The organism is Parabacteroides sp. AF48-14 (genome assembly GCF_003477465.1).
GTDB classification, from domain to species: domain Bacteria; phylum Bacteroidota; class Bacteroidia; order Bacteroidales; family Tannerellaceae; genus Parabacteroides; species Parabacteroides acidifaciens.
The window spans coordinates 80,220-104,087 of record NZ_QUDI01000016.1; the positions used below are offsets into that span (position 1 = coordinate 80,220).

The 23,868-nt window shown below is 50.4% G+C and carries 12 protein-coding genes and 1 pseudogene; 6 read left to right on the top strand and 7 right to left on the bottom strand.

Going from position 1 to position 23,868, the window contains the following annotated elements:
- The first annotated feature begins 284 nt into the window (after positions 1–284).
- From DW083_RS09440 to DW083_RS09460, 5 genes are all read left to right on the top strand, one after another.
- Positions 285–3,386 (top strand): TonB-dependent receptor, encoded by a 3,102-nt coding sequence (locus tag DW083_RS09440; RefSeq protein ID WP_122332206.1) that lies wholly within the window; start codon positions 285–287, stop codon positions 3,384–3,386.
- A gap of 30 nt (positions 3,387–3,416) precedes the next feature.
- The gene (locus DW083_RS09445) at positions 3,417–4,946 is read left to right on the top strand and encodes a RagB/SusD family nutrient uptake outer membrane protein (protein WP_115501095.1); all 1,530 of its coding nucleotides are present in this window, start codon (positions 3,417–3,419) and stop codon (positions 4,944–4,946) included.
- A gap of 62 nt (positions 4,947–5,008) precedes the next feature.
- Positions 5,009–8,122 carry a glycosyl hydrolase gene (locus DW083_RS09450; protein WP_122332207.1) on the top strand — a complete coding sequence of 1,038 codons (3,114 nt, stop codon included), beginning with the start codon at positions 5,009–5,011 and terminating at the stop codon, positions 8,120–8,122.
- Positions 8,123–8,135: 13 nt separating this feature from the next.
- Positions 8,136–10,928: a family 78 glycoside hydrolase catalytic domain gene (locus tag DW083_RS09455; protein ID WP_122332208.1), complete on the top strand. Its 2,793-nt coding sequence runs from the start codon at positions 8,136–8,138 to the stop codon at positions 10,926–10,928.
- Between the two features lie 15 nt (positions 10,929–10,943).
- Complete coding sequence (locus DW083_RS09460) at positions 10,944–12,374, top strand: L-fucose/L-arabinose isomerase family protein (protein WP_122332213.1); 1,431 nt, start codon at positions 10,944–10,946, stop codon at positions 12,372–12,374.
- Between the two features lie 260 nt (positions 12,375–12,634).
- Here the strand turns inward: DW083_RS09460 and DW083_RS23355 are convergent, their stop codons facing one another.
- The 5 genes and pseudogenes from DW083_RS23355 to DW083_RS22695 form a co-directional block, all read right to left on the bottom strand.
- Positions 12,635–13,891 carry a glycosyl hydrolase gene (locus tag DW083_RS23355; protein WP_255419803.1) on the bottom strand — a complete coding sequence of 419 codons (1,257 nt, stop codon included), beginning with the start codon at positions 13,889–13,891 and terminating at the stop codon, positions 12,635–12,637.
- Positions 13,795–15,888, bottom strand: a complete 2,094-nt coding sequence (locus DW083_RS09465) for a glycosyl hydrolase (RefSeq protein WP_255419804.1) — start codon at positions 15,886–15,888, stop codon at positions 13,795–13,797. The genes DW083_RS23355 and DW083_RS09465 overlap by 97 nt, the downstream gene beginning before the upstream one ends.
- Positions 15,889–15,936: 48 nt before the next feature.
- A pseudogene (mutS, locus tag DW083_RS09470) lies at positions 15,937–18,545 on the bottom strand (DNA mismatch repair protein MutS).
- 72 nt (positions 18,546–18,617) lie between these two features.
- The gene (locus DW083_RS22690; protein ID WP_233552057.1) at positions 18,618–19,271 is read right to left on the bottom strand and encodes a hypothetical protein; all 654 of its coding nucleotides are present in this window, start codon (positions 19,269–19,271) and stop codon (positions 18,618–18,620) included.
- Positions 19,268–20,125 carry a right-handed parallel beta-helix repeat-containing protein gene (locus tag DW083_RS22695; RefSeq protein ID WP_233552059.1) on the bottom strand — a complete coding sequence of 286 codons (858 nt, stop codon included), beginning with the start codon at positions 20,123–20,125 and terminating at the stop codon, positions 19,268–19,270. The genes DW083_RS22690 and DW083_RS22695 overlap by 4 nt, the downstream gene beginning before the upstream one ends.
- An 87-nt stretch (positions 20,126–20,212) precedes the next feature.
- On the opposite strand from DW083_RS22695, the gene DW083_RS09480 reads away from it, so the two are divergent.
- Positions 20,213–21,655 (top strand): arylsulfatase, encoded by a 1,443-nt coding sequence (locus DW083_RS09480; RefSeq protein ID WP_122332209.1) that lies wholly within the window; start codon positions 20,213–20,215, stop codon positions 21,653–21,655.
- Here the strand turns inward: DW083_RS09480 and DW083_RS09485 are convergent.
- Positions 21,641–23,257, bottom strand: a complete 1,617-nt coding sequence (locus tag DW083_RS09485) for a thiol protease/hemagglutinin PrtT (RefSeq protein ID WP_233552060.1) — start codon at positions 23,255–23,257, stop codon at positions 21,641–21,643. The genes DW083_RS09480 and DW083_RS09485 overlap by 15 nt on opposite strands.
- Positions 23,218–23,484, bottom strand: a complete 267-nt coding sequence (locus DW083_RS22700; RefSeq protein WP_233552065.1) for a hypothetical protein — start codon at positions 23,482–23,484, stop codon at positions 23,218–23,220. The genes DW083_RS09485 and DW083_RS22700 overlap by 40 nt, the downstream gene beginning before the upstream one ends.
- Positions 23,485–23,868: the final 384 nt, after the last annotated feature.

Here is a 23,868-nt window from a genome sequence, read left to right on the forward strand (position 1 = left end):
TTTCAAAAATGATATTAAAATTAACCAAAGTGATATTCTTGCAAAAAACCTATTTTCCTTTTTCTACCGTAGAAACGATAAAAAGGTCTAATGAATAAACTAAAATTCATAGGAAAGCCTTCCTTTTCATAACTATTTATATCCCATTAGTTCAGAGTTCTACCAGAACTAATTCAGTTGTCATTTTTAAATCATTTGCCTATGAAGAGATGTAAAGAACATACTTAAAAAGTTTTAGTAAAGAGATTTAGAGTATTTATATTGTTAAATTAAATTTTGGTATTATGATTAAATCGATATGTAGCAGCCTAATACCTAAGGCTGTGTTATTATCAGTATTTTTAAGCCCAGGATATGTTATTTCAAAAGCTCATGCAGAGACATATCCCATCAATAGTATAGAACAGGCAACCGGTAAAATAACCGGACGGGTAGTCGATGCAAAGGGAGAACCTATACCAGGTGCGAACATTGCAGTAAAAGGTACTACTATCGGTACTATTACAGATATGGACGGTAATTTTTCCATAGATGTTAATCCGAATCAAATTCTTACAATCAGTTTTATCGGATACGAAACAAAAAATGTAACCATTTCAAATCAGAAAACATTAAATGTCGTTCTGAAAGAAACCGTAAATGAGTTGGATGAACTCGTTGTCGTCAGCTACGGTACCCAGAAAAAGAGAGACTTGACAGGGTCCGTATCCAAAATCGATGCAGATAATCTGAGCGACCTTCCTGTCGGCCAGTTTGCCCAAAAACTGCAAGGACAGGTAGCCGGTCTGCAAATCAACCAGTCCACCGGACAACCCGGACAAGGTATGGCGTTCCGTATCCGTGGTGCCGCTTCTATCAATGGCGGTAGCGAACCTTTATTCGTCGTGGACGGTATGCCTATTTCCACCGGCATCAATAATATAAGCCCGGATGAAATCGAGACATTCTCCGTATTGAAAGATGCAGCAGCAACCTCCCTGTATGGTTCACGTGCGGCAAACGGCGTTATTTTGATTACGACCAAAAGAGGGAAACAAGGACGCACGGAAGTCACATTCAGTGCCAACTACGGTATCCAAACCCTGAAAGGGACAAAGAGAATGGACGTTATGGATGCCCGTGAATTTGCAACTTTCCAAAAAGAATACCTGGAAGATGCGGGCAGGGAAATCCCGGCAGCCTATAATGACCTCAGCAAATATGGAAAAGGTACCGACTGGTACGAACTGCTTACGGAAGATGCTCCGACACAAAATTACAGTTTGAACATCAATGCCAGCAAAGACAAGCTGAACAGTTCCATCACACTCGGATACTTTAACCAGCAAGGTGTAATCCGGAATTCCGGCTTCGAGCGTTTCTCCCTCCGTGCCAATAACGATTTCCAGGTGAACGACCGGGTGAAGATCGGATTGAATATTGCTCCGGTATTGCAGTTATTCAACAACCAGAATACGGATGGCGACCGCCAGATCATCAGCGGTGCATTTATCACAGACCCCTGTATCAGCCCGTATGACGAAAACGGCAATCTGACAACAGCGTTAGTATCGCCGTCTCCCCTGCCGTTCAAATGGCCGAACTGGATTCGCGCACTGGAAGAAAAGACAAACGACTATAAGGTATTTACTCTGTTAAGCAATGCATTCCTGGAAGCAGATATCTGGAATGGTATCAAATATAAAATCCAGGCAGGTATCGATTTGGGAGCCCGTAACCAGCGTACCTTTACACCTTCCACGGCCGGTGGCGGTATGGGTACTCCTCCCCCTGTAAAAGCGGACGGTAACTATAATTCGGAGTTCTATTACAACTGGACGATAGAAAACATGTTGATGTACGACAAAACGTTCGGGGAACATACGGTAGGCGTCTTAGTCGGTTACACAGCCCAGAAATACAGAAGGGAATGGGGCAACCTGAGCGGAACAGACTTCCCTGATGACGAGATCCAGTGGATCGATGCCGCTGCGACAAAGAATGGAGGCAGCGGGGTGACCGAATGGGCATTAGCCTCTATGATCGGACGTGTGAACTATAGCTTCAAAGACCGTTATTTATTGCAAGCGACTTTCCGTCGTGACGGTTGTTCACGTTTCGGGGCAGGCAATAAATATGCGAACTTCCCTTCCGTTTCTGCCGGATGGATCGCTTCTGACGAAGCTTTCATGGAACCGGTGACGCCGGTTATGAATTACCTGAAGATAAGAGCCAGCTACGGTTTGACAGGTAACTATAACTTAGGTAGCGACTACCGTCACTTAGCCAATATCGGTAAAGCCGACTATGTATTGGGAGGGACGTTGGCCCCCGGTAAGGCAATGAGCAACATCGGTAACAATATGTTGACATGGGAAGAAACCAAGCAATTAGACTTAGGTATCGATATGGGGTTCCTGAATGACCGTATCTATTTTATGTACGACTTCTACAGAAAGAAAGTGGATGGCCTGCTTTACCAGATCGATATCCCCTACTCGGCCGGTTTCGGTAATATCTACTCAAACATCGGGGACTATAAAAGCTGGGGACATGAAATTACCGTTCAATCCCGTAACCTTGTCGGAGATTTCAAATGGACTACCAACCTGAACTTATCATTCAACAGAAACGAAATCACCCGTTTGGGAACCAATGACACTCCTCTGGGTGGCTATGGCGACCAACAAGACTGGAACCGCCTGCAAGTAGGCGAACCGATCGGTGTCTTCATGGGTTACATCTTCGACGGCGTATATATGACGGAAGCGGAGTATCAATCGCAACCGAAACATGCCTCTTCGGAAGTCGGTACGGTCAGAATGAAAGATATCAGCGGTCCGAATGGCGCTCCCGACGGTGTTATCGACACATACGACCGTACGATCATCGGCGATCCGAATCCGGATATGCTATTCGGTCTGTCGAACGAGTTCGCATGGAAAAACTTTGATTTAAGTATTTTGCTGACCGGACAAATCGGTGGTGACATCATCGATGCCACACGCGAAAACACATTAAACCTGGATGGTGTATTCAATGTATTGAAAGAGGTAAAAGACAGATGGCGTTCACCTGAAAACCCGGGTAACGGCTTGATCCCGAAAACAAAGTCAGGAACAACCGAGCTGTATCGCTTCAACCACAGCGGTTGGGTGTACGATGCGACCTATCTGACAATCAAGAATATCACATTAGGATACACGGTTCCTCTGCCCCAGAACCAATACATCTCGAAACTCCGTTTCTATTTCACGGCCCAGCAACTGGCTACCTTCACGAAGTATCCAGGCATGAACCCGGAAATCAGCAACAACAACAGTTTGAGTTGGAATGGTTTGGGTGTAGACCGTACTACATATCCGATTCCACGGACATTCAGTATCGGCTGTAATATAACATTCTAATTGATGTTTAATTTCTAAAAGAAACAAAGTATGAAAAAGATATTATCAATATGTGTGTGCACGGCAATGCTTTCATTGGCTTCATGCAGCAGTGACTTTCTGGACCTGTCACCACAAAACAACTCCAATGAAGGAACATTCTTCAAAACGGAAGATCAGTTTACACAAGCACTGAACGGAGCCTATAACGGGCTGCGTACACTTAGTGCCCGTCAAGGTTACCTGATGGGGGAAATGCGTTCGGACAATACACATTACACCCGCTACAATACGGACCGTGGTATCCACATCCTGTACCGTGAAAACATTGCGGACTTCATCGTCGACAACCAGAATCAATGGGTCGGTGAAATGTGGAACGGTTGCTACAGCGGCATCGCGCGTTGCAACACACTTATCGGACGTCTGGAAAATGCAGGCCTGAGCGAATCATTTACAAGCAAGACGATCGGACAGGCAAAATTCATGCGTGCATTATTCTACTTCCAGTTAGTACAATGTTTCGGCGGCGTGCCCTTATACCTGACCGAAGTAACCAGTTCCGATAATGCATTTTTAGGACGTTCCACTGTTGAAGAAGTATATGCACAGATCATAGCGGATGCCGATGAAGCGATCAGCAAACTCGCCCCGGTATCGTTCCCGCAAAACGGGGCAGCCACACAAGGGGCAGCCAGAATGCTGAAAGCCTATGCACTGATGACCATGCCGAACCGCGATTATGCCGGAGCGGAGGCCCAGCTAAAGGAAGTCATGAACGACGGATACGAGTTGTTGCCCAACTATGCAGATGTATTCGACCCGTCTAAAAAGAACGGGAAAGAATCGATCTTCGATATCCAGTACCAGATGGGTGACCAGGGCCAACAGAGCGATTGGTTATACTACTTTATGCCGAAAACCCAGGAAGGCGAAATGATTACGGGCGTTCCCATCTCCAACACGATGTTGACCGGCGGCTGGAATGTCCCGACACCGGCCATGATCGCTTCCTATGAAGAAGGCGACTTGCGCGTAGATCCTTCCATCGCTGTTGCCGTAGGTAAAGACGATAACGGGCTTCTGATAGTGGAAGGTGTGTATAAGGTCGGCGATCCTGCCATTGCAAACTATGAGACAGCGATTCCTTTCGTCAACAAATACCGCCACCAGCATACCAAGACGGAAAATACAGATGATAACTGGCCTGTTTTCCGTTATGCAGATGCACTGCTATTAATGGCTGAATGTCTGGTTGAGCAGAACCGAGCCGGAGAAGCTGCCCAGTATGTCAACCAGGTGCGTGCCCGGGCTGGCTTGCCCGCTGTAAGCGTCGTGACAGCCGATGTGGTAGCAAACGAACGCAAACACGAGCTTGCATTCGAGAACCACCGTTGGTATGACCTCGTGCGTACCGGCAAAGCAATCGATGTAATGACCGAATACGGGAAATACATCAAGACGGTCGATAAAGACCTGCCGGACAGAACGTATCAGATCAAACAAGAATATCTTTTGTATCCGATACCTTATCGGGAATTACAAATTAATAGTCTTTTAACTCCAAATCCTGGTTATTAATACTCACATTAACAAAAAGACCTTTACTTTTGTAGTGAAGGTCTTTTTTTACTATTATCACCATGAATACACAACACATTATCAGAAACTTTATGTTTGCCGTAGCGGGAGGGCTGCTGTCTCTCGGTGCGACCGGTTGCAAGGACAACAAGGTTGAAACGACAGACAACTTCGCGACATTGGAAACTCAGTTCGCCAATCCATCGTCCGAGTACCGCACAGCCCCCTTTATGGTGTGGAACGGGAAAGTCACGGAAGCCGAGATAGACCGTATGCTGAAGGAATTTAAAGAGGCCGGTTGCGGAGGGGCCTTCATCCATCCCCGCCCGGGACTGATCACCGAATATATGTCCGACGAATGGTATTCCCTTTTCCGCCATGCCGTAGACAAAGGGAAAGAGATGGGATTGGACATCTGGATATACGACGAGAACTCCTACCCGAGCGGCTTTGCCGGCGGACATGTGCCGGAAGAAATGCCCGAATCATACAACCAGGGGCAGGGACTTGTCATGACGAAAGCGGACTTACTGCCGGACAAAACGGACGAGTATTTCATCATCCTGAAAAAGGAAGGGGACAAATGGACCGACATCACACAGACGTTGGGTACATACAAAAAAGCAAAAGGGGAATATTATCTCTACAAAAAGACCTATCTGGGAAAATCGGACTGGTATGGCGGTTACTCCTACGTTGACCTGCTTGTGCCCGGCGTCACCGAGAAATTCATTGATGTCACGATGAAAGGATACGAGAAAACGATCAAAGAGGAATTCGGGAAATCCGTTTTCGGCGTCTTCTCCGATGAGCCTAACATCAGCAGTCCGGGCGGCCTGCGCTGGACTCCCGACTTGTTCGAGGTATTCCAAAAGCAATGGGGATACGACCTTCTCCCGCTCCTTCCGCTCCTCAACGAAGAGACAGGCAACTGGAAACAGGTGCGCCACAACTATATGGAAACGCTGTTGCAGATGTTCGTCGACCGCTGGTCCAAGCCCTGGCACAACTATTGCGAGGCCAATAACCTGAAATGGACAGGCCATTACTGGGAACACGGCTGGCCACAGATGAACGACGGCCCCGACAACATGGCGATGTACGCCTGGCATCAGGTCCCGGCAATCGACATGCTTTTCAACCAGTTCAACGAAACCAGTCCGCAAGCGCAGTTCGGAAATATCCGGGCCGTAAAGGAATTACGCAGTGCAGCCAACCAGACGGGACGCTCACGCACGCTCAGCGAAACCTACGGCGGCGGCGGATGGGACGAAACGTTCAAAGACTTCAAACGGCTGGGCGACTGGGAATATGTGTTAGGCGTAAACTTCATGAACCAGCACCTGGCGCACATGACACTGACAGGGGCGCGCAAGTATGACTATCCGCCCGTCTTCACCTATCATTCCCCCTGGTGGTCGAACTATCGCGAACTGAACGACTACTACGGACGCCTCTCGTTAGTCATGAGCAAAGGCATCCAGAAGAACGATATCCTGGTACTGGAACCCAACTCGACGCTGTGGAGCTACTACATCCATGCCGGAAGTTCCCCGAAACTGATGGAAATAGGAACCGCATTCCAGGCGTTTGTAACGACTTTGGAAAAGAATCAGGTGGAATATGACCTCGGTTCCGAAAACATCATCAAAGACCAGGGAAAGGTCGAAAACGGCCGTTTCATCGTGGGTAAGGCATCCTATTCGACACTCGTCCTGCCCCCAATGATGGAAACAGTGAACAAACCGACCTTTGACCTCCTCTGCCGGTTCGTCGAACAGGGAGGTAAAATCGTTGCCTTCTCCTCTCCCACCCGGATAGACGGAGCGGTCGACAACGGACTGTCGGAACTGCTTTCCAAGCCAGCTGTTACCACACTACCCGGATTGTCCCGGGATGTGATCGGCAAGTATTTCTCTTCCGATCCGTTCCGGATCAGCTTCAATGGCGGTAACCTGTACCACCAGCGCCGCCTGTTTGCAGACGGGGAATTGCTTTTCCTTGTCAATTCATCGATGGACGAAGCCGTCAACGGAATGCTCTCGATACCGGGCAAAGCCGTCCTGGAAATGGATGCTTTAAGCGGTGAAATCTATACATATCCGTCTTCAAAAGAGGGAGACAAGCAAAACGTATCCTTTACGATTGAACCGGCGGGAAGCCTTCTGCTCTACTGTCCGTCCAAGCGTGCAGGGAACTATCCGGCACGTCCTCAGAAAGCAGGGAACAGTCCGCTTACGGCAACCGGCCAGACCGTAGTCAGCCGCCTGAAAGACAATGCGCTGACAATCGACTTCTGCGACGTGACGGTAAAAGGGCAAACGCATAAGAAAGTGCACTTCTCGCAGGCTGCCGACATCGCTTTCAAGGCGCATGGATTCGCGAACGGCAATCCCTGGAACACCTCCGTCCAATACAAACGGAACATTCTGGACCGCGACAACTTCAAGGATGGCGGTTTTACAGCTTCCTATCATTTCACGGTAAACGATGCATTCGACTATTCCGGAATGAAGCTCGTGGCCGAACGTCCCGAACTGTTCACCGTCAAAGTAAACGGCAGCACCGTCAAAGCCATTCCGGGCGAATGGTGGCTGGACCGCTCTTTCGGTGTCTACCCGATCGGCGAGTTAGTGAAGAAAGGCAACAATACGGTCGAGCTCAGCATCAGCCCGATGAGCATCTTTGCGGAGATAGAACCTGTCTACATCACCGGAAACTTCTCGGTAGTACCCGAAAAAGAGGGATGGAGCATCAGTACCCCGCAAACGTCTTTCACATTAGGCAGCTGGAAGGAACAGCAACAGCCCTTCTACTCCTGGGATATGAGTTATAGCAAGAACTATACCGTAAACAACCTCACAGGGCGGTATGCCGTCAAGCTGAACAAGTGGAGCGGCACGGTTGCCGAAGTATATGTCAACGGACAAAAGGCCGGTATCATTGCTTTCGACCCCTGGCAGTTGGATGTTACGCCCTATCTGAAAGAGGGAGACAATAACATCGACGTGCATGTGATCGGCAGCCTGAAGAACCTGTTAGGCCCGCATTACAAGAATCCGGCTCCCGGCTTAGCTTCGCCCTGGCACTGGAAAAACGTAAACAAACCGATACCCGGAAACGAATATCAGATGATGGACTACGGGTTGAAGGAAGATTTCGAATTAATACATTAACAAAGTCAGTACCATGAAAACGAAACCATTTAGCATTTGTATCCTGTTCATCCTATTTCCCGTCCTTTTACAGGCGGCGGGTACTCATTCCGTGTACAACCTGCGGTGCGAACATGAGGAAGAGCCGTTGGGAATCGAGACGCCTCAGCCCCGCTTCAGCTGGCAGATACAGGCGCAAGAACGTAACTTCGAGCAATCGGCCTGGCAGATACTCGTAGCCGACTCGCCGGAAAAGCTGCAAGCCGGTGACGGGAATATCTGGGACAGCGGGAAAAACAACTCCTCATCCTCCGTTCTTGTCCCCTTCAACGGAAAGGAACTGAAAGCCGGACAAGTATATTACTGGAAAGTAAAAAGCTGGGATAAAGAAGGAAATCCCTCGCCCTGGAGCCTGATCCACCGGTTCGGCATGGGGCTTCTTTCGGAGAAAGACTGGAACAATGCTAAATGGATCGCATGGGAAAAAGACAGGAAAGATGAAATAATCACGACCGGATTGCACGGCCTGACCAACGTGGACCGCGCCCTGAAAGGGAAAAAGACCGGCATGTACCGGCTGCCACAGTTCCGGAAAGAGTTTGCAGTTCAAAAACAGGTGAAGCGGGCGGTCGCATACGTTTCCGGACTCGGACATTTCGATATGTTCCTCAACGGGGATAAGGTCGGCAACAATTTCCTCGATCCGGGATGGACGAAGTACGACAAATGCGCCCTATATGTCTCCTTCGATATTACCAGGCAGTTGCAGCAGGGACAGAACGCAGTCGGCGTCATGCTCGGGAACGGCTTTTTCAACATCCCGCGTGAACGCTATTTCAAACTACTCGCCTCTTACGGCGCGCCCCGCCTGCTTATGAAGATACAAATAGACTATGCGGACGGCAGCACGCAGACCATCGTAACCGGTACGGACTGGAAAGCGACGGAAAGCCCCGTCACCTACAACAGCATTTACGGCGGCGAAGACTACGATGCCAACAAAGAACAGCCCGGCTGGATGCAACCCGGTTTCGACGACCGTTCCTGGGATAAAGCCTTAGACACGGGCTGGAAAACGCGGCTTCTCTCCCAACGCTCCGCACCGCTGACCGTACGCGACCGGATCCCAACCGTCCGCCTTTTCAAAAACCGGCAGGGACAGTGGGTATATGACCTGGGACAGAACTTCTCCGGCATCGTGCATCTCTCCCTGAACGCCCGGACGGCGCAACCGGTAAAACTCTATCCCGCCGAACTGTTGAACCCGGACAGCACCGTCAACCAAAGTGCGAGCGGCGCACCGTTCTGGTTCGGCTACACCCCGAAAGGGAACGGCGCGGAAAGCTGGCAACCCCGGTTCACCTATTACGGCTTCCGATACGTACAGGTGGAAGGGGCCGTCCCAGCCGGAAAACCCAACCCGGACGGACTGCCTGAAATCACAGAGATTACGGGCCTCCATACCTGCAACTCGGCGGAAAACGCCGGTAGTTTCCATTGCTCGAAACCCTTGTTCAACCAGACGTACGAACTGATCGACTGGGCGATCCGCAGCAATATGGCAAGCGTGTTGACCGACTGTCCGCACCGCGAGAAGTTAGGCTGGTTGGAAGAGGCGCATCTGATGCAATATTCCGTACAATACCGCTACAACCTGGCACGCCTGTATGAAAAGACATTCAACGATATACGTTCCACGCAGGCCACCAATGGGATGATACCGACTATCGCTCCCGAACTGGTCGAGTTTGAAGGCGGTTTCAAGGACACGCCGGAATGGGGAAGCACGTTCATCATCAGTCCCTGGTATATCTACCAATGGTATGGCGACACGCGCCTGATCGAGACCTATTATCCGGATATGCAGCGGTACATCGACTACCTGTCTTCAAAAGCCGACGACCATATTATCGCCTACGGCTTAGGAGACTGGTTCGACATCGGCCCCAAAAGCCCGGGAGAGGCACAGCTGACTTCAAACGGCGTCACGGCTACCGCCATTTACTATTACGACGTCACGCTGATGGAAAAGATGGCCAATCTTTTAGGCAAACCGGAAGACGCCCGCCAATACAGCGAGCTGGCCACCCGGATCAAACAAGCCTTCAACCGGACTTTCTGGAACCCGTCCACCCGCAAGTACGATCGCGACAGCCAGGCGGCAAACGCCGTCGCCCTCTATATGGGACTGACCACTCCGGAAAACAGGCAGCAGGTGTTCGATAACCTGATCGCCGATATACGCAGCCGGGACAATGCACTGACGGCAGGCGACGTAGGCTACCGTTACGTGCTGCGCGCCCTCGAAGCAGGCGGCGCATCTGATGTGATCTACGACATGAACTGCAAATACGACACGCCGGGATACGGTTGGCAACTGGCGCACGGGGCGACCGCCCTCACCGAATCGTGGCAGGCATACGGGTTTGTCTCCAACAATCATTTTATGTTAGGCCACCTGATGGAATGGTTGTTCAGCGGGCTGGGCGGTATCCGCCAGCAGGAGGATTCGTTCGGATTCAAGCATATTGTCATCAAGCCCGAACCGGTCGGCGATGTCCGCGAAGCAAACGCTTCCTACGAATCGCCCTACGGACGGATCGTCTCGGACTGGAAAGACAACGAAAAAGAGTTTACGATCCGGGTGGAAGTGCCTGCAAACAGCCGGGCATCCGTCTATCTCCCGTCCGCCGACACCGCGCAGATAACGGAAAGCGGCATCCGCCTGCAGGATATTCCCGGTATCGAGTACCGGAAAGAAGGGAACAAATACATCGTGATAACGGTCGGTTCCGGGATTTATACTTTTCATGCAAAGAAAACATAACGATATAAAGACATGATGAACACAGCAGAAAAGAAAGTAAAAGTAGGTTTAATCGGAGTCGGACTGTGCACCTATTGGGATCAGTTCGAGGGGCTGCTTCCCCGGTTAACAAGTTACCAACAAGAGATCGGCAACCGGATATCGGACCTGCAGGCTGTCGTTGTCGACGGCGGCATGGTGGACACGCCCGAAAAGGCGATCCGTGCGGCGGAGGAATTGAAAAGCGAGGAGATCGAAATCCTTTTTATCTTCATCTCCACGTATGCCCTTTCATCGACGGTCCTTCCCATAGCCCAACGCATCAAAACGCCGGTTATCCTCTTGAACCTCCAACCCGTAGCGGCGATAGACTACGACTATATTAACGGATTGGGTGACCGGGGGAAAATGACCGGCGAATGGCTGGCGCATTGCCAGGCCTGCTCCACTCCGGAGTTCGCCTGCGTGTTCAACCGGGCGGACCTCAAATATGATATCATAACGGGATACCTCCGGGAACCGGCAGTCTGGAAAGAAATAGAGAACTGGATCGATGCCGCCCGGACCGTACGGGGAATGCGCAACAACCGGATGGGAATCCTCGGACACTATTACGGCGGAATGCTGGACGTCTACACCGACACCACTCTCCAATCGACTACCTTCGGCACCCATATCGAGCTGTTGGAGATGTGCGAACTGAAGGCTTATCGCGATCAGGTGACCGAAGAAGAGCTAAAAGCAAAACGGCAGGAATTCCGTACGATGTTCGAAGTCGATCCCAACTGCGAAGAGTATGAACTGGATCGTGCCGCCCGGACATCGGTCGCCCTCGACAAGTTAGTCGAAGCGCACCGTCTCGGTTCGATGGCTTATTATTACGAAGGCTGGCAGGGCAATGATTACGAACATATCGTCACGTCGGTCATTGCCGGAAACACGCTGCTCACAGGGCGCGGCATCCCCGTTGCCGGCGAATGCGAAGTAAAGAACGTACAGGCGATGAAAATAATGTCCCTTTTAGGAGCCGGCGGTTCTTTCTCCGAACCGTATGCGATGGACTTCAACGATGATGTCGTCTTGTGGGGACACGACGGTCCCGCCCATTTTGCCATCGCGGAAGGGAAAGTAAGCCTCGTCCCCTTACCCATCTATCACGGCAAACCGGGCAAAGGTTTGTCTATCCAGATGCGGGTCAAACAGGGTCCCGTCACCTTCCTTTCCGTATGCGAAGGGAAAGAGGGCGTTTTCCTCCTCGCAGCCGAAGGAGAATCGGTCGACGGCCCTACCCTGCAAATAGGAAACACCAACAGCCGCTACCGCTTCAGTTGCGGGGCACGCGCCTTTATGGACAACTGGAGCAAAGCAGGCCCCTCCCACCATTGTGCCATCGGCATCGGACACATAGCCGACAAGCTGACGAAAATTGCTTTCCTGTTAGATATTCCGATCGTACGGATTTGCTAAAAAGAGACAGGAAGAAGCTCCGCCGGTTACAAAATGAAATATTTGAGATCAGAAGGGCTACATCCGAGGACAAAATGAAATATTTGCACTTAGATGGAAGCCTTCCAACTGTAAATATTTCATTTTGCAACCAGATGGAGCCCTTCTGATCTCAAAAAAATCATTTTGTAACAAGATGGAAGCCTTCTCGTACAAAATATTATCATTTGTAAGAAGATGGAAGCCATCTTGGATTAAAAATGACAAAATGATACATTCCCTTACTGTTCTATCTTCAGAGAGACGGGTCCTAACAAGCCACTGTCTCTTAGGAGAGCATCTTTTTCCGGCCATTTCAAGACCCAGGTCTTTCGTTCGGCTTCCGGACGGTTTACATCGTAGACAAGGCGATTGAACCAGGTATTCGTAACTTTTACAACCAATGTGTTTTTCCCTTTCTTCAGATAAGAGGTAACATCCATCTCGTAAGGCATAGTCCAGGCAACGCCTACCTTTTGTCCGTTCAGATAGACTTCGGCAATCCGCTGTACATCGCCCAGGTCGAGCCGGTAGGTCCGGTTCTTATCTATTTTTTTAACTTCAAACTGAGTGGAATAGGTGGCCGTACCAGAGAAGGCTTTTCCTTCGGCCGGAATGTCCAGGTCTTTCCAGGATTTCAATGCAGGAAGAGAGATGGAAGCCGGTGCTCCCCAGCCCTCCGGAAAACGGAGTTCCCAAGGACTATTTAAAGGCAACGTGGATACAAGCTGCCGTTCCCGAAGCTCCTGTACCGGACTGCCGGGCGCATTGAAAACGAGAAAACAGGAGCCGGACTGAGGCAAATCTAACTGAATCTGTGTCCTGCCGTCGACCGACCGGACAGGGATATCATTCATTTCACCATTTACCGGATTCCATAACTGGACGTTCCCGCTTACACGGAAATCCAAGGTGCCTTTAAAGCCTTTCCCCTTCGGCGCACAGACGTAATACCAGTCCGTATCGCCTGCCCGGCGGTGTGACCACAAAGCGTCGGTCTGTCTGACATCCGGCTGAAGATTCAGTGTTGCCAGGCTCTTGTCGAGCGGCATACCCGAAACGATCCGGCCTTTTCCGATTGTATGGATGCCGGAAGCGGTCCAGATCCGGCGGACGGCTTTATTCAACCGGTCGGAAGCCTCTTTGCCACCCATCAGGGTAGCCAATCCGGCAGGAGCGTCACCGATGACAGTCGCTCCGGCATCGATCAGGGCATACAGTTTTTCCACCGTTTCAGGCAACATACGGGTCGTCTCGGGCAACCACAAAACACTGTAGCTGATCCCCTCCGGCGTAACGATACGTCCGTCCCGGACAGACAAGCGGTTCAACAGGACATCCGTATTGCAGTAATCATATTTGAAACCTGCCGGGAAAGGAAACTCCTGGTTCGGTTTATGGTCTATTTCATCTCCCAGATACCACAGGACATCGGAAACCGGTTTTCCCCGTTCCAGCAAATAACCGCATCTTGCCAGATAAATAGTAAAGTCAGGCATGTATTTCCACCAGGTCTGCCCACGCAGGAAAGGCGTACCGATACCGGCCCCCGAAAACGAAGTGCCGGGAGGCAGGAAGCGACCTGCGGGTTGTGCGTATAGGTATGGAAGATCAGGTGCGTCACCCCTTCTATGCTATTTACGTTCGCCACTTCCTTCAACATCGGGAACGATTCGTCCCAGGTATGGCTGAAAGAGGTAAAGGCCTCGGCTGCCACACGCGGTTTGCCGTAGATACGGGCGGCGGAAGTGGCGGGTTTAATCGGCTTAAAGTTCAGCGAACCGACATAGTTTTCGGTCATCGGTTGCCAGAATTCACACATGGGGACATCCGCATATTTATAATATTCGAGGATATCTGCCGGGAATACATCTCCGCCCGCCGTCTCATACGAAATGGACATACCCTGCTCTTTCGCCCTGTTGGCCATGTTGCCAAAGAAATTATCCACAAACAGGCCGTTGATTACCTGCCTCCAGTCGTTCAGGAAGCGGGTGGTCGTTTCCGGATTGTCGACCACATATCCGAAAAGGGCCGGCAGCCATTTCCGCAGCGGGTAACGGGTTCTCTTCTCAAACTCCTCCTCCATACGGGCGGTCCAGGTTTGCGTCCTGCATTCCCAGCTATCGAAAAGGACACCTTTCAGCAGACCGCCGGCCAACGGACCGTTGGAGAGCCTTCCCAGGTATCCGTCAAACTGTGCGTTGGAACCATCCAAAGAGAACTTGTCGCATTCCCAGCCGGTTCCTTCCGCCGGTGCAGGGCCATTCTTCATTCCCGTATTGACATGTCCCACCCGCAGGATCGTCCACTTGCCGGCAGGCGCTTCCCATTCCAAGAGGCCGTCGGCATTCATCTTGCCGGTAAGGTCATAGATTTGATCCGTATGCAGGTAAGCGTCATCGGCATAGCGGATGGCATCTCCTTTCCGTTCCATCGTGCGTAATGTCCACGCCGCTTCCGACTCCCAGTTATTCTTGCGGGCTGCTGAGAACAGGCGTAAGGATTGCAACGCCATATCATGTTTATTTACGATGCTGATGCGGTATTTCTTCGCTCCCTTTACTTCCTTGCATGAGAGCGAAATCGTCCGGTCGTCCTGCCAGTTGCTTTGCGGCATTTCGGTATTCAGGACCTCGACGCTCCCTCCTTCCGGCATGACAGCTTCCATTTTCAGGCTGACTCCCGGCTCGAAACACCAGCTATGGTTCATTTGCCGGACGGAAGACAATTCGATTGTCCGGACAACAGTCTCCTCCGGATAGGCTATTTCCAGCCAGTAAGGGCCATTGGCGGCGGGAGACAGGTTCAACGGCTTCTCAGCCTTTCCCTGCAAATAATCCGTCCAGTTGCATTCCACATTACTGGTGATCCCGTCCGCCTGTAACGGTTCGCCCGTATCGCCATCCGGAGTCGGGAAAGCCAGGACAACCACATCCCGGTAGTCCCGCCAGTCTTCCCCACTCGGTTGTGGTACGGGGAGTTGCTTATGTAAAGCGCCTGCCGTCACGTCCGTCCGGCTCCAAACCAAATGACGCATGGCATTTTCCGGCTTAATCCAGGGACCTCCTGCCATTGCCCATCCCGGACAACCCTGCATCGTAAACCGCAATCCCAACCGTTTGCACTCCTCGGCTGTATGCTTAACCGCATGATCCCACAAAGGACTCAGGCAGGCAATCTGGGAATCCGTTCCCGGCCAGACAGTACCGAATTGCCCATGAAACAGCTGTATCCCGGAAAAACCGGCTGCGGCAATCGCTTCCAGATCGGCGGTGATACCTTTTAAGGAGACATTTCCACCGATATAATGGAACCATGTCTCCGGATAGAAAACTCTGTCGGGAGTAGAAAAGGCTGCTCTATCCGCTTCTCCGAAAGGCTTATCCAGAACCTCCGGTGAAGGGACCACAGGAACCTGCGCACTCAGGATGCACACAGACAACAATAAGAAAGCGGTGTACAGCAAGCGCCGTACCGGGTGAAGTTTTTCCATATCTGATTATCTTATTAAATTATATATTCGCTAACAAAACACGCGTCATCACTTCCCGGTGATGATCCTCCGTATCTCGCTCAACTTATTCAATGCTTCCAAAGGAGTCAGATTGTTTACGTCCAGATTCTTGATCTCGTCACGCACCTGACTGAGGACAGGATCGTCGAGCTGGAAAAAGCTCAACTGGTAGCCGTCGGCCGACGAAGCAATTCCTTTGACCGGTTTGCTCTTGATGCCTTTGCGCTTTTCGGTGGCAATGCCTTCCTGGCGATTTTCCGTTTCGAGTTGTTTCAGTATCTCATTGGAACGTTTCACGATACTCTTCGGCATACCCGCCATCTTGGCCACATGGATACCGAACTGTGTTCGCTTCCGCCGGGAATCAGCTTCCGCAGGAAGATCACTTTGTTGTTAACCTCCTTCACCGAGACATTGTAGTTCTTGATGCGCTTGAAAGAGGCCTCCATCTCGTTCAGTTCGTGATAGTGCGTGGCAAAAAGAGTTTTTGCACGGGCGCTCGGATGCTCGTGGATATACTCTACGATCGCCCAGGCAATGGAGATACCGTCGTATGTACTGGTCCCGCGCCCCAACTCGTCGAAAAGGACAAGGCTGCGGGAAGACATATTGTTGAGGATATCCGAAGCCTCGTTCATCTCCACCATAAAGGTAGACTCGCCGACCGATATGTTATCCGAAGCGCCGACACGGGTGAATATCTTATCCACAATCCCGATATGGGCACATTCGGCAGGGACAAAGCAACCGATCTGAGACATCAGCGTAATCAGCGCCGTCTGGCGGAGCAGGGCGGACTTACCGGCCATGTTCGGCCCGGTAATAATAATAATCTGCTGCTTTTCGTCATCCAAATAGACGTCGTTCGCAATGTAAGGCTCTCCGATCGGCAACTGCTTCTCGATGACCGGATGGCGGCCCGCCTTAATATCGATCACCTGCGAATCGTTCACGTCCGGCCGTATATAGCGGTTGCTCTCGGCCACCTTGGCAAACGAAAGGAGGCAGTCTAAACGCCCGATCAGGTTCGCATTTATCTGGATAGGCGGGATATATTCGGAAAGACAGAGCACCAGTTCGTTAAAAAGGCGCCCTTCCAACGATAGTATCTTTTCCTCCGCACCTAATATCTTTTCTTCGTATTCTTTCAGTTCTTCGGTAATGTAGCGTTCGGCATTGACCAGCGTCTGCTTGCGGATCCATTCGGCAGGGACTTTATCCTTGTAGGCATTGCGCACTTCGATGTAGTAACCGAACACGTTGTTGAAGCCTATTTTAAGGCTCGATATACCCGTCAGTTCTATTTCGCGTTGCTGTACCTTCAGCAGATAGTCTTTTCCCGAATAGGCGACGGCACGCAGGTCGTCGAGTTCGGCATTGACCCCTGTCGCAATCACCCCGCCGCGGTTCAGCAGGGAGGGCGGGTCGTTGTTGATTTCCTTCTCGATCCGGTCGCGAATCAGCGCACAGGCATTCAGTTGTTCGCCGATCCGGCAAAGGCTCGGTTCATCGCTCGTCATGCAAGCCTCCTTGATCGGCTCGATAGCGCGGAGGGCTACTTTCAGCTGCACCACCTCGCGGGGCGATACGCGGCCGACAGCCACTTTGGAGATGATACGTTCCAGGTCTCCTATCTGTTCCAACTTCTCCTCCAACAGTTCTTTTACCTCGGGATGCCGGAAGAAGTATTCCACCACATCCTGGCGTTCATGGATTGGCTTGACATCCTTCAAAGGGAAAAGGATCCAACGGCGCAACATACGCGAACCCATCGGCGAAACAGTCTTATCCAGGACATCTAACAGGCTGGTTCCCTCCTCGTTCATCGTTCCGACCAGTTCCAGGCTGCGGACGGTAAACTTATCCAAGCGGACGTAACGGTCTTCTTCGATACGGGAAAGGGATGTGATATGCGATATATGTGTATGCTGCGTCTGGTCCAGATAATGCAGGATAGCGCCCGAGGCGACGACGCCTAATTTCAGATGTTGCACTCCGAAACCTTTCAGATTCTTCGTCTCAAAATGTTTCAGCAGGCGGTCGTTAGCCGTTTCCGGCGTAAACACCCAGTCGTCTAACTCGAAAATAAAGAAACGGGGACCGAAAGCCTCCTCGAAACGTTTGCGGCTGCCCCGCTCGACCAGTACTTCTTTCGGAGAGAAGTTGTTCAGCAACTTATCGACATAGTCGACCGTACCTTCGGCGGTCAGGAACTCACCGGTGGAAATATCGAGAAAAGCAATCCCGCATATATCTTTGCCGAAATGGATCGCGGCAAGGAAGTTGTTCTCTTTATGGTTGAGGATATTATCGTTAATGGAAACGCCCGGAGTCACCAATTCGGTGATACCGCGCTTCACTAACTTTTTCGTCAGTTTCGGGTCTTCCAACTGGTCGCAGATAGCAACACGTTTACCGGCACGGACCAGTTTAGGCAGATAGCTGTCGAGCGCATGATGCGGGAAACCGGCCATTTCAACCGTCTGTCCCGGTCCGTTCGCCTTCTTCGTCTGTACGATACCCAGTATTTCGGCTCCGGTCACGGCATCTTCGCCATACATTTCGTAAAAGTCGCCTACACGGAATAGCAGGATTGCATCGGGATGTTTCGCCTTTATATCGAAATACTGCTTCATCAGGGGAGTTTCAACTATCTTAGCCACTGTTATAATCTTTTTATGAGTTCAACCGTACAAAGGTACTATTTTTCACCTATCAAAAAATCTGCGGATTGCATTTTCATTCACAAAGACGCCTTCCGAACCGGCAATCCCGATCGTGTCCATCAGCACGGACAGGCCTTCAAAACCATCGGCATCCTTTTCAACCAGCTTCTGGTATGCTTCTGATACAGACTGTGCATTAGTGTCCGCCGGTTTCACCTTAAACGTTCCTAAGTAATAGTTTCCCGAAAATACATCGTTTGTCGACTTCGTAAAATTGAATGTACTTGCCTCCTGCGTATAAAAGATGTTTCCCTGCACAAAAGTACTGTCGGAATAGCCGCCCCACGAGTCAGAAGTTATCATACTGCAGTCGGCTTCTTTCGTCGCCCTCCTGTTTGCATGGATAATGTTATGGCTGATCGTCGTGTTCTTCACCGGACCGGCTATATGGATGGAAGGAGAAAACATACCGGCACGCGTCGGCCGGGTACGGCGTCCGTCGTTAATACTGATATTATAACGGATAACAGTACCGACATTCCCGGCATTGAACGTGGCGGGAGATTCACCGGAGTTACAAATCAAAACCATACCGCCGTCATTGTCGTGGCTGTAATTATACTGAATAAGCGTATTCCGGCAGTTCCAATCCGAATCGAATCCTTGCGCATCCCAGGGAGCTTTGTGATCGCTCACTTCGTTAAACTGATGACCGTATTGTCGCAGCTCCAAGGCCAGATACCGGCAGCCGCTTCCGAATCGGGAAGAATGGCGGGACAGTTGCGCATCACGTTATGTTCGATTAACGTGCTGTCACAGCCGATCGGGACGATACCGTCGCCCGGCACCTCCTCTATCAGGTTGTTGCGGACAATCGTATGTTTGCTCGGATGCCAGTTCTCCCGGCTGCTATAGCCGGACCAGATCATTGCATTACGGGCACAGCGCAGGATATGGCAATTCTCTATCGTCAGGCTGTCGAATACGGAGATAATATCCTTCCCACCATTGACAATCAGGATACCGCTACCACCTCCTTCTTCCTTGACCAGCGAGCCATTCACATCCCGTACATCCACGCCGTCCACCACAATATTTCTGGAAACTCCGTAATCCCGGCATTCTATCTTCAGTCCCGTACGGTGCGGAAGGCGTTCCTTTCCCGTATTCACGATCGCGATATTCCGGAGCATCAGGTAATCCGAATTGAAAATACGGACAGCGTATAAGGATGTATCATTTCCTACGATGCAAGGTTTATCGCCTTCTCCGTATGCCTCAACGTAAATCCGGTTATCCGGCGTCCCCTGTCCCGATATTTCCAGTTCTCCCGTAAACGTCCCGCCTCTTTTCAGCCGTATCCTGTCGCCAAGCTTAAGTTCGACATTTCGGAGTCCGGAAAGACTTTTCCAGGCGGTCGCTTCCGTCAGCCCGTTTTGGCTGTCATCTCCGTTTACGGCATCCAGATAATAAGAAGATGCAGTCTGATTCGAGCAACTCATCCACAAAAGGGAAAGAAGAATAGAGAAAAAACAAATTATCTTTTTCATGATATTCAGTTAGATTTTACGCTCAAAGATAGTTATTCTTTATAAAAGATATAACTTTGTAACCATTCAAACAAAAAACATAATATCATGAAACAAGCTATTTTAATCTCAACCGGTATCCTGTTGGTAGCTCCTTTCATCCATGCCGAAAAGAATAAGGATAAGAAACCGAACGTTGTCTTTATCCTGGCCGATGATCTGGGCTATGGCGATCTAAGCTGCTACGGGCAGGAAAAGTTCGAAACTCCCAACATCGATAAGCTGGCACAAAACGGAATGCGTTTCACGCAGTGTTATTCGGGAACGACCGTCAGCGCCCCTTCCCGCTCCTGCCTGTTGACCGGTACGCATAGCGGACACACGCCTGTCCGCGGAAACCTCGAACTCGATCCGGAAGGACAGTTCCCACTCCCGGCAGACGCCCGCACCATCTTCCAGGTGATGAAAGAGGCCGGTTATAAGACTTCCGCTTTCGGTAAATGGGGATTGGGTTTTATCGGTTCGACCGGTGATCCGAAGAATCAGGGATGCGACACTTTCTACGGATATAACTGCCAGTTGCTGGCACACAGCTATTACCCCGACCACCTTTGGGACAACGACAAACGGGTGGAATTGACAGATAACAACCTGAATGTACAATACGGAAAAGGAACCTATTCGCAAGACCTTATCCACGGAAAAGCACTGGAATACCTGGACAATATGAATCCGGACGAACCCTTCTTCATGTGGTATCCGACCATCATCCCGCACGCAGAACTGATCGTACCCGAAGACAGCATCATTAAAAAGTTCCGTGGTCTGTATCCGGAAAAGCCTTACCACGGCGTAGAACCGGGCAGCCCGGCTTTCCGCAAAGGCGGCTACTGCACACAATTTTATCCGCATGCAACCTTTGCTGCCATGGTTTACCGTCTGGACGTTTATGTCGGACAGATTGTCCAGAAACTGAAAGACAAAGGCTTGTACGACAATACGATCATCATCTTTGCCAGCGACAACGGCCCGCACATGGAAGGTGGCGCCGATCCCGACTTCTTTAACAGCAATGGCATTTATCGCGGCTACAAACGCGACCTCTACGAAGGCGGTATCCGCGTGCCGATGATCATCTCATGGCCGGGACACGTGCAGCCGAGTACGGAAACAGACTTTATGTGCTCCTTCTGGGATGTATTGCCGACCTTCGAAGAAATTATCCATCCGAAAGCCAAACAAAAAGAAATGGACGGCGTCAGCATGTTGCCGTTACTGCAAAACCGCAAAGGGCAGAAAGAACATGAATTCCTGTATTTCGAATTTCAGGAACTGAACGGCCGCCAGGCTGTTCGTAAAGGTCCGTGGAAACTGGTTCACATGAACATTCGCGGCGACAAACCTTACTACGAACTTTATAACCTGGCGTCCGATCCTTCGGAAAGACATAATATCCTGGACAGCTATCCCGACAAAGTAGCCGAACTGAAAGCCATCATGCAGCGGGAACATGTCAAAGACCCGAACTGGCCGCTGCTAAAAGGCGAATGACAGGAATAGCTTATGGCTGCTTTTACCTTCGGCAGTAAGCACTTCCATCACATAAACACCGGCCGGATATCCTGCGTAAGAAAGCAATACCTGCGTATTACCTCCGGCCGGTTGCTTTTTCAACAAACGACCGCTAATATCATATAATGTAATTTCCTTTATGGCTACCGGAGAAGTAACGGAAACGGTTCCGCCAGCATTACAGGAAACAATGACGGGTGACGGGACTGCTATCTCTTCGTTCGCCACATCGCTGCCGTCCACTGCAATTTCACCGTAAGTATCGGTTCCGCCTCTCACCCATTTCCAGTCGTTTCCGTCACTGCTCTTATAGAGGAGACGGATACAGTCTCCGGATGCTATCGGTTGGGTAATCGTACAGGCCAACTCCCCTCCTATCCCGTTATTTATATCAATGGATACAGACTTTTCGGAAGAAATCAATTCTTTCGTATTCCCGTCTTTGTCAACAAGTGCAACAACTAAGTCACCGGTGAAGTTACGGATACTCATATTGCCGACATAGCCGAACTGCACCTCAAACATCTGCCCCGGTTCAAACGTATCGGTCGATGCGTCCAATCCGTCAAAGACGATTCCTTCGCTTTCACCATAGAAAAAGGTCAGCACATCTTCATAGGTGGAACCTTCGACAGGCTTCTGCATACTGATCATAGCCATCTGGTCAAGAGAGAATCCCCCGCCGCTGTTACCACCCGTTCCCTGTTCTTCGGGTTCGAGTACGGCAAGCAGATAGTAACCGTTGGCCAGTCCGCTCCATCCCCAGTTGACATGGTAATAATCGGCTATATTGTAGCCGTCAATAATAAACTGATGCCCTTCTTTCTGATCATTCTCGCCACCATAGACGACGGGGCGGTTGTTGTCGAGTTCACCTTTGATGACGGACTCCCATTCTGCTGCTTGATAGTTCTCCCGTTGCAGGACATGGAGAGATTTATCATACTTCATATAGTTGACCAGACCTTGTGCAGCCGTTAGCATCAGAGCGCCGCTATTACCCGGAGCATAGTCCATGTCGGAGAAAACGCCGCAGTCGTACATCAGGGTCGCTACATTCTGCGCCTGCTGGTCGGTGTACTGTCCGGCGGTGTAAGTAGCCGGCATATTATTCCATTGGTAAGGAGTATCGAAAGTGGCAGAGAGTGACAGGTTGGAAGTCTTCGTAGTATAGGAATGACTGCCCTCACCGACATCCGGCCATTGGTGATACTGCATGGCGATTGCCGTAGAAGTTGCCACACAGCCGGTCGGCGTACGCTGGCCGCTAACCTCCGGGCAAAGATTATTATAAGGCGTCATCTGATCCCACAATACGGTTGTGAGTTCCACACCGGTCGACTTTAGTTGCAAACTTCCGTTACCAAGTTTTTCCCAAGCCTCGCGAGTAGCGGCAGAAGCCTGTTTATTATGACTGCGCAACCAATTTATCTGCCGTTGATAACTGTCGAACCAGGCACGCAGGTTGGAAGGCATTCCTTCCTTGGAAAACGTCTGTTCCCGCCCGTAACCGAGAATCGGATAGACAGCATCGTCACCCGCTACCACCACAAAACCGGGAGCATCGGTACGATCGAACACATAGAAAGTCGCCTCGGAAGCAATCGCATCACGCTACCGGAACGGGTTCCGGTAACGCCATCTGTCCAAACCAGCGTAAGAGCTTCCTGTCCCGACCGAGTTTGAGGATAATTGCTCTTTATGAAACTAAGGGCAATCTTGCGTGCCTGTTCCATATCGACAGGGGCTGCACTCATCGACAGGACCGACAAGGCAGCTACGAATAAAAGGGTAAATCTTCTCATCATTTGTGTGTATTTATCGTTAGCTTAGGGTATAAACAACGACAAAGACGAGAAGGTTGTAAAGGAGTCGGCGGCACACTCTATGAAATCGTTCCTGAACAGCCATACATATAGGAAGATATAGACTATGATAATTCATTATTTGACAAAAGAGAGTCTGCCGCAGGGGGGACTTATTGTATAAAACGCATTTTTCAAGTCTAAAAGATATCCAAAACAAAACAAATGTTAATCCACTTTTTTGACCTCAAAAAGGGACTTTTTCGCCTTTTTCGTAGCGTTTTTCAACAATTACGAACCGTCCTCTTTCTGCCCATTTACGCGTGCTAATGTGTAGTGCACTCGGCACCTCGCGAAGATTAGCACGGTCGTAATGGCGATTTGGAC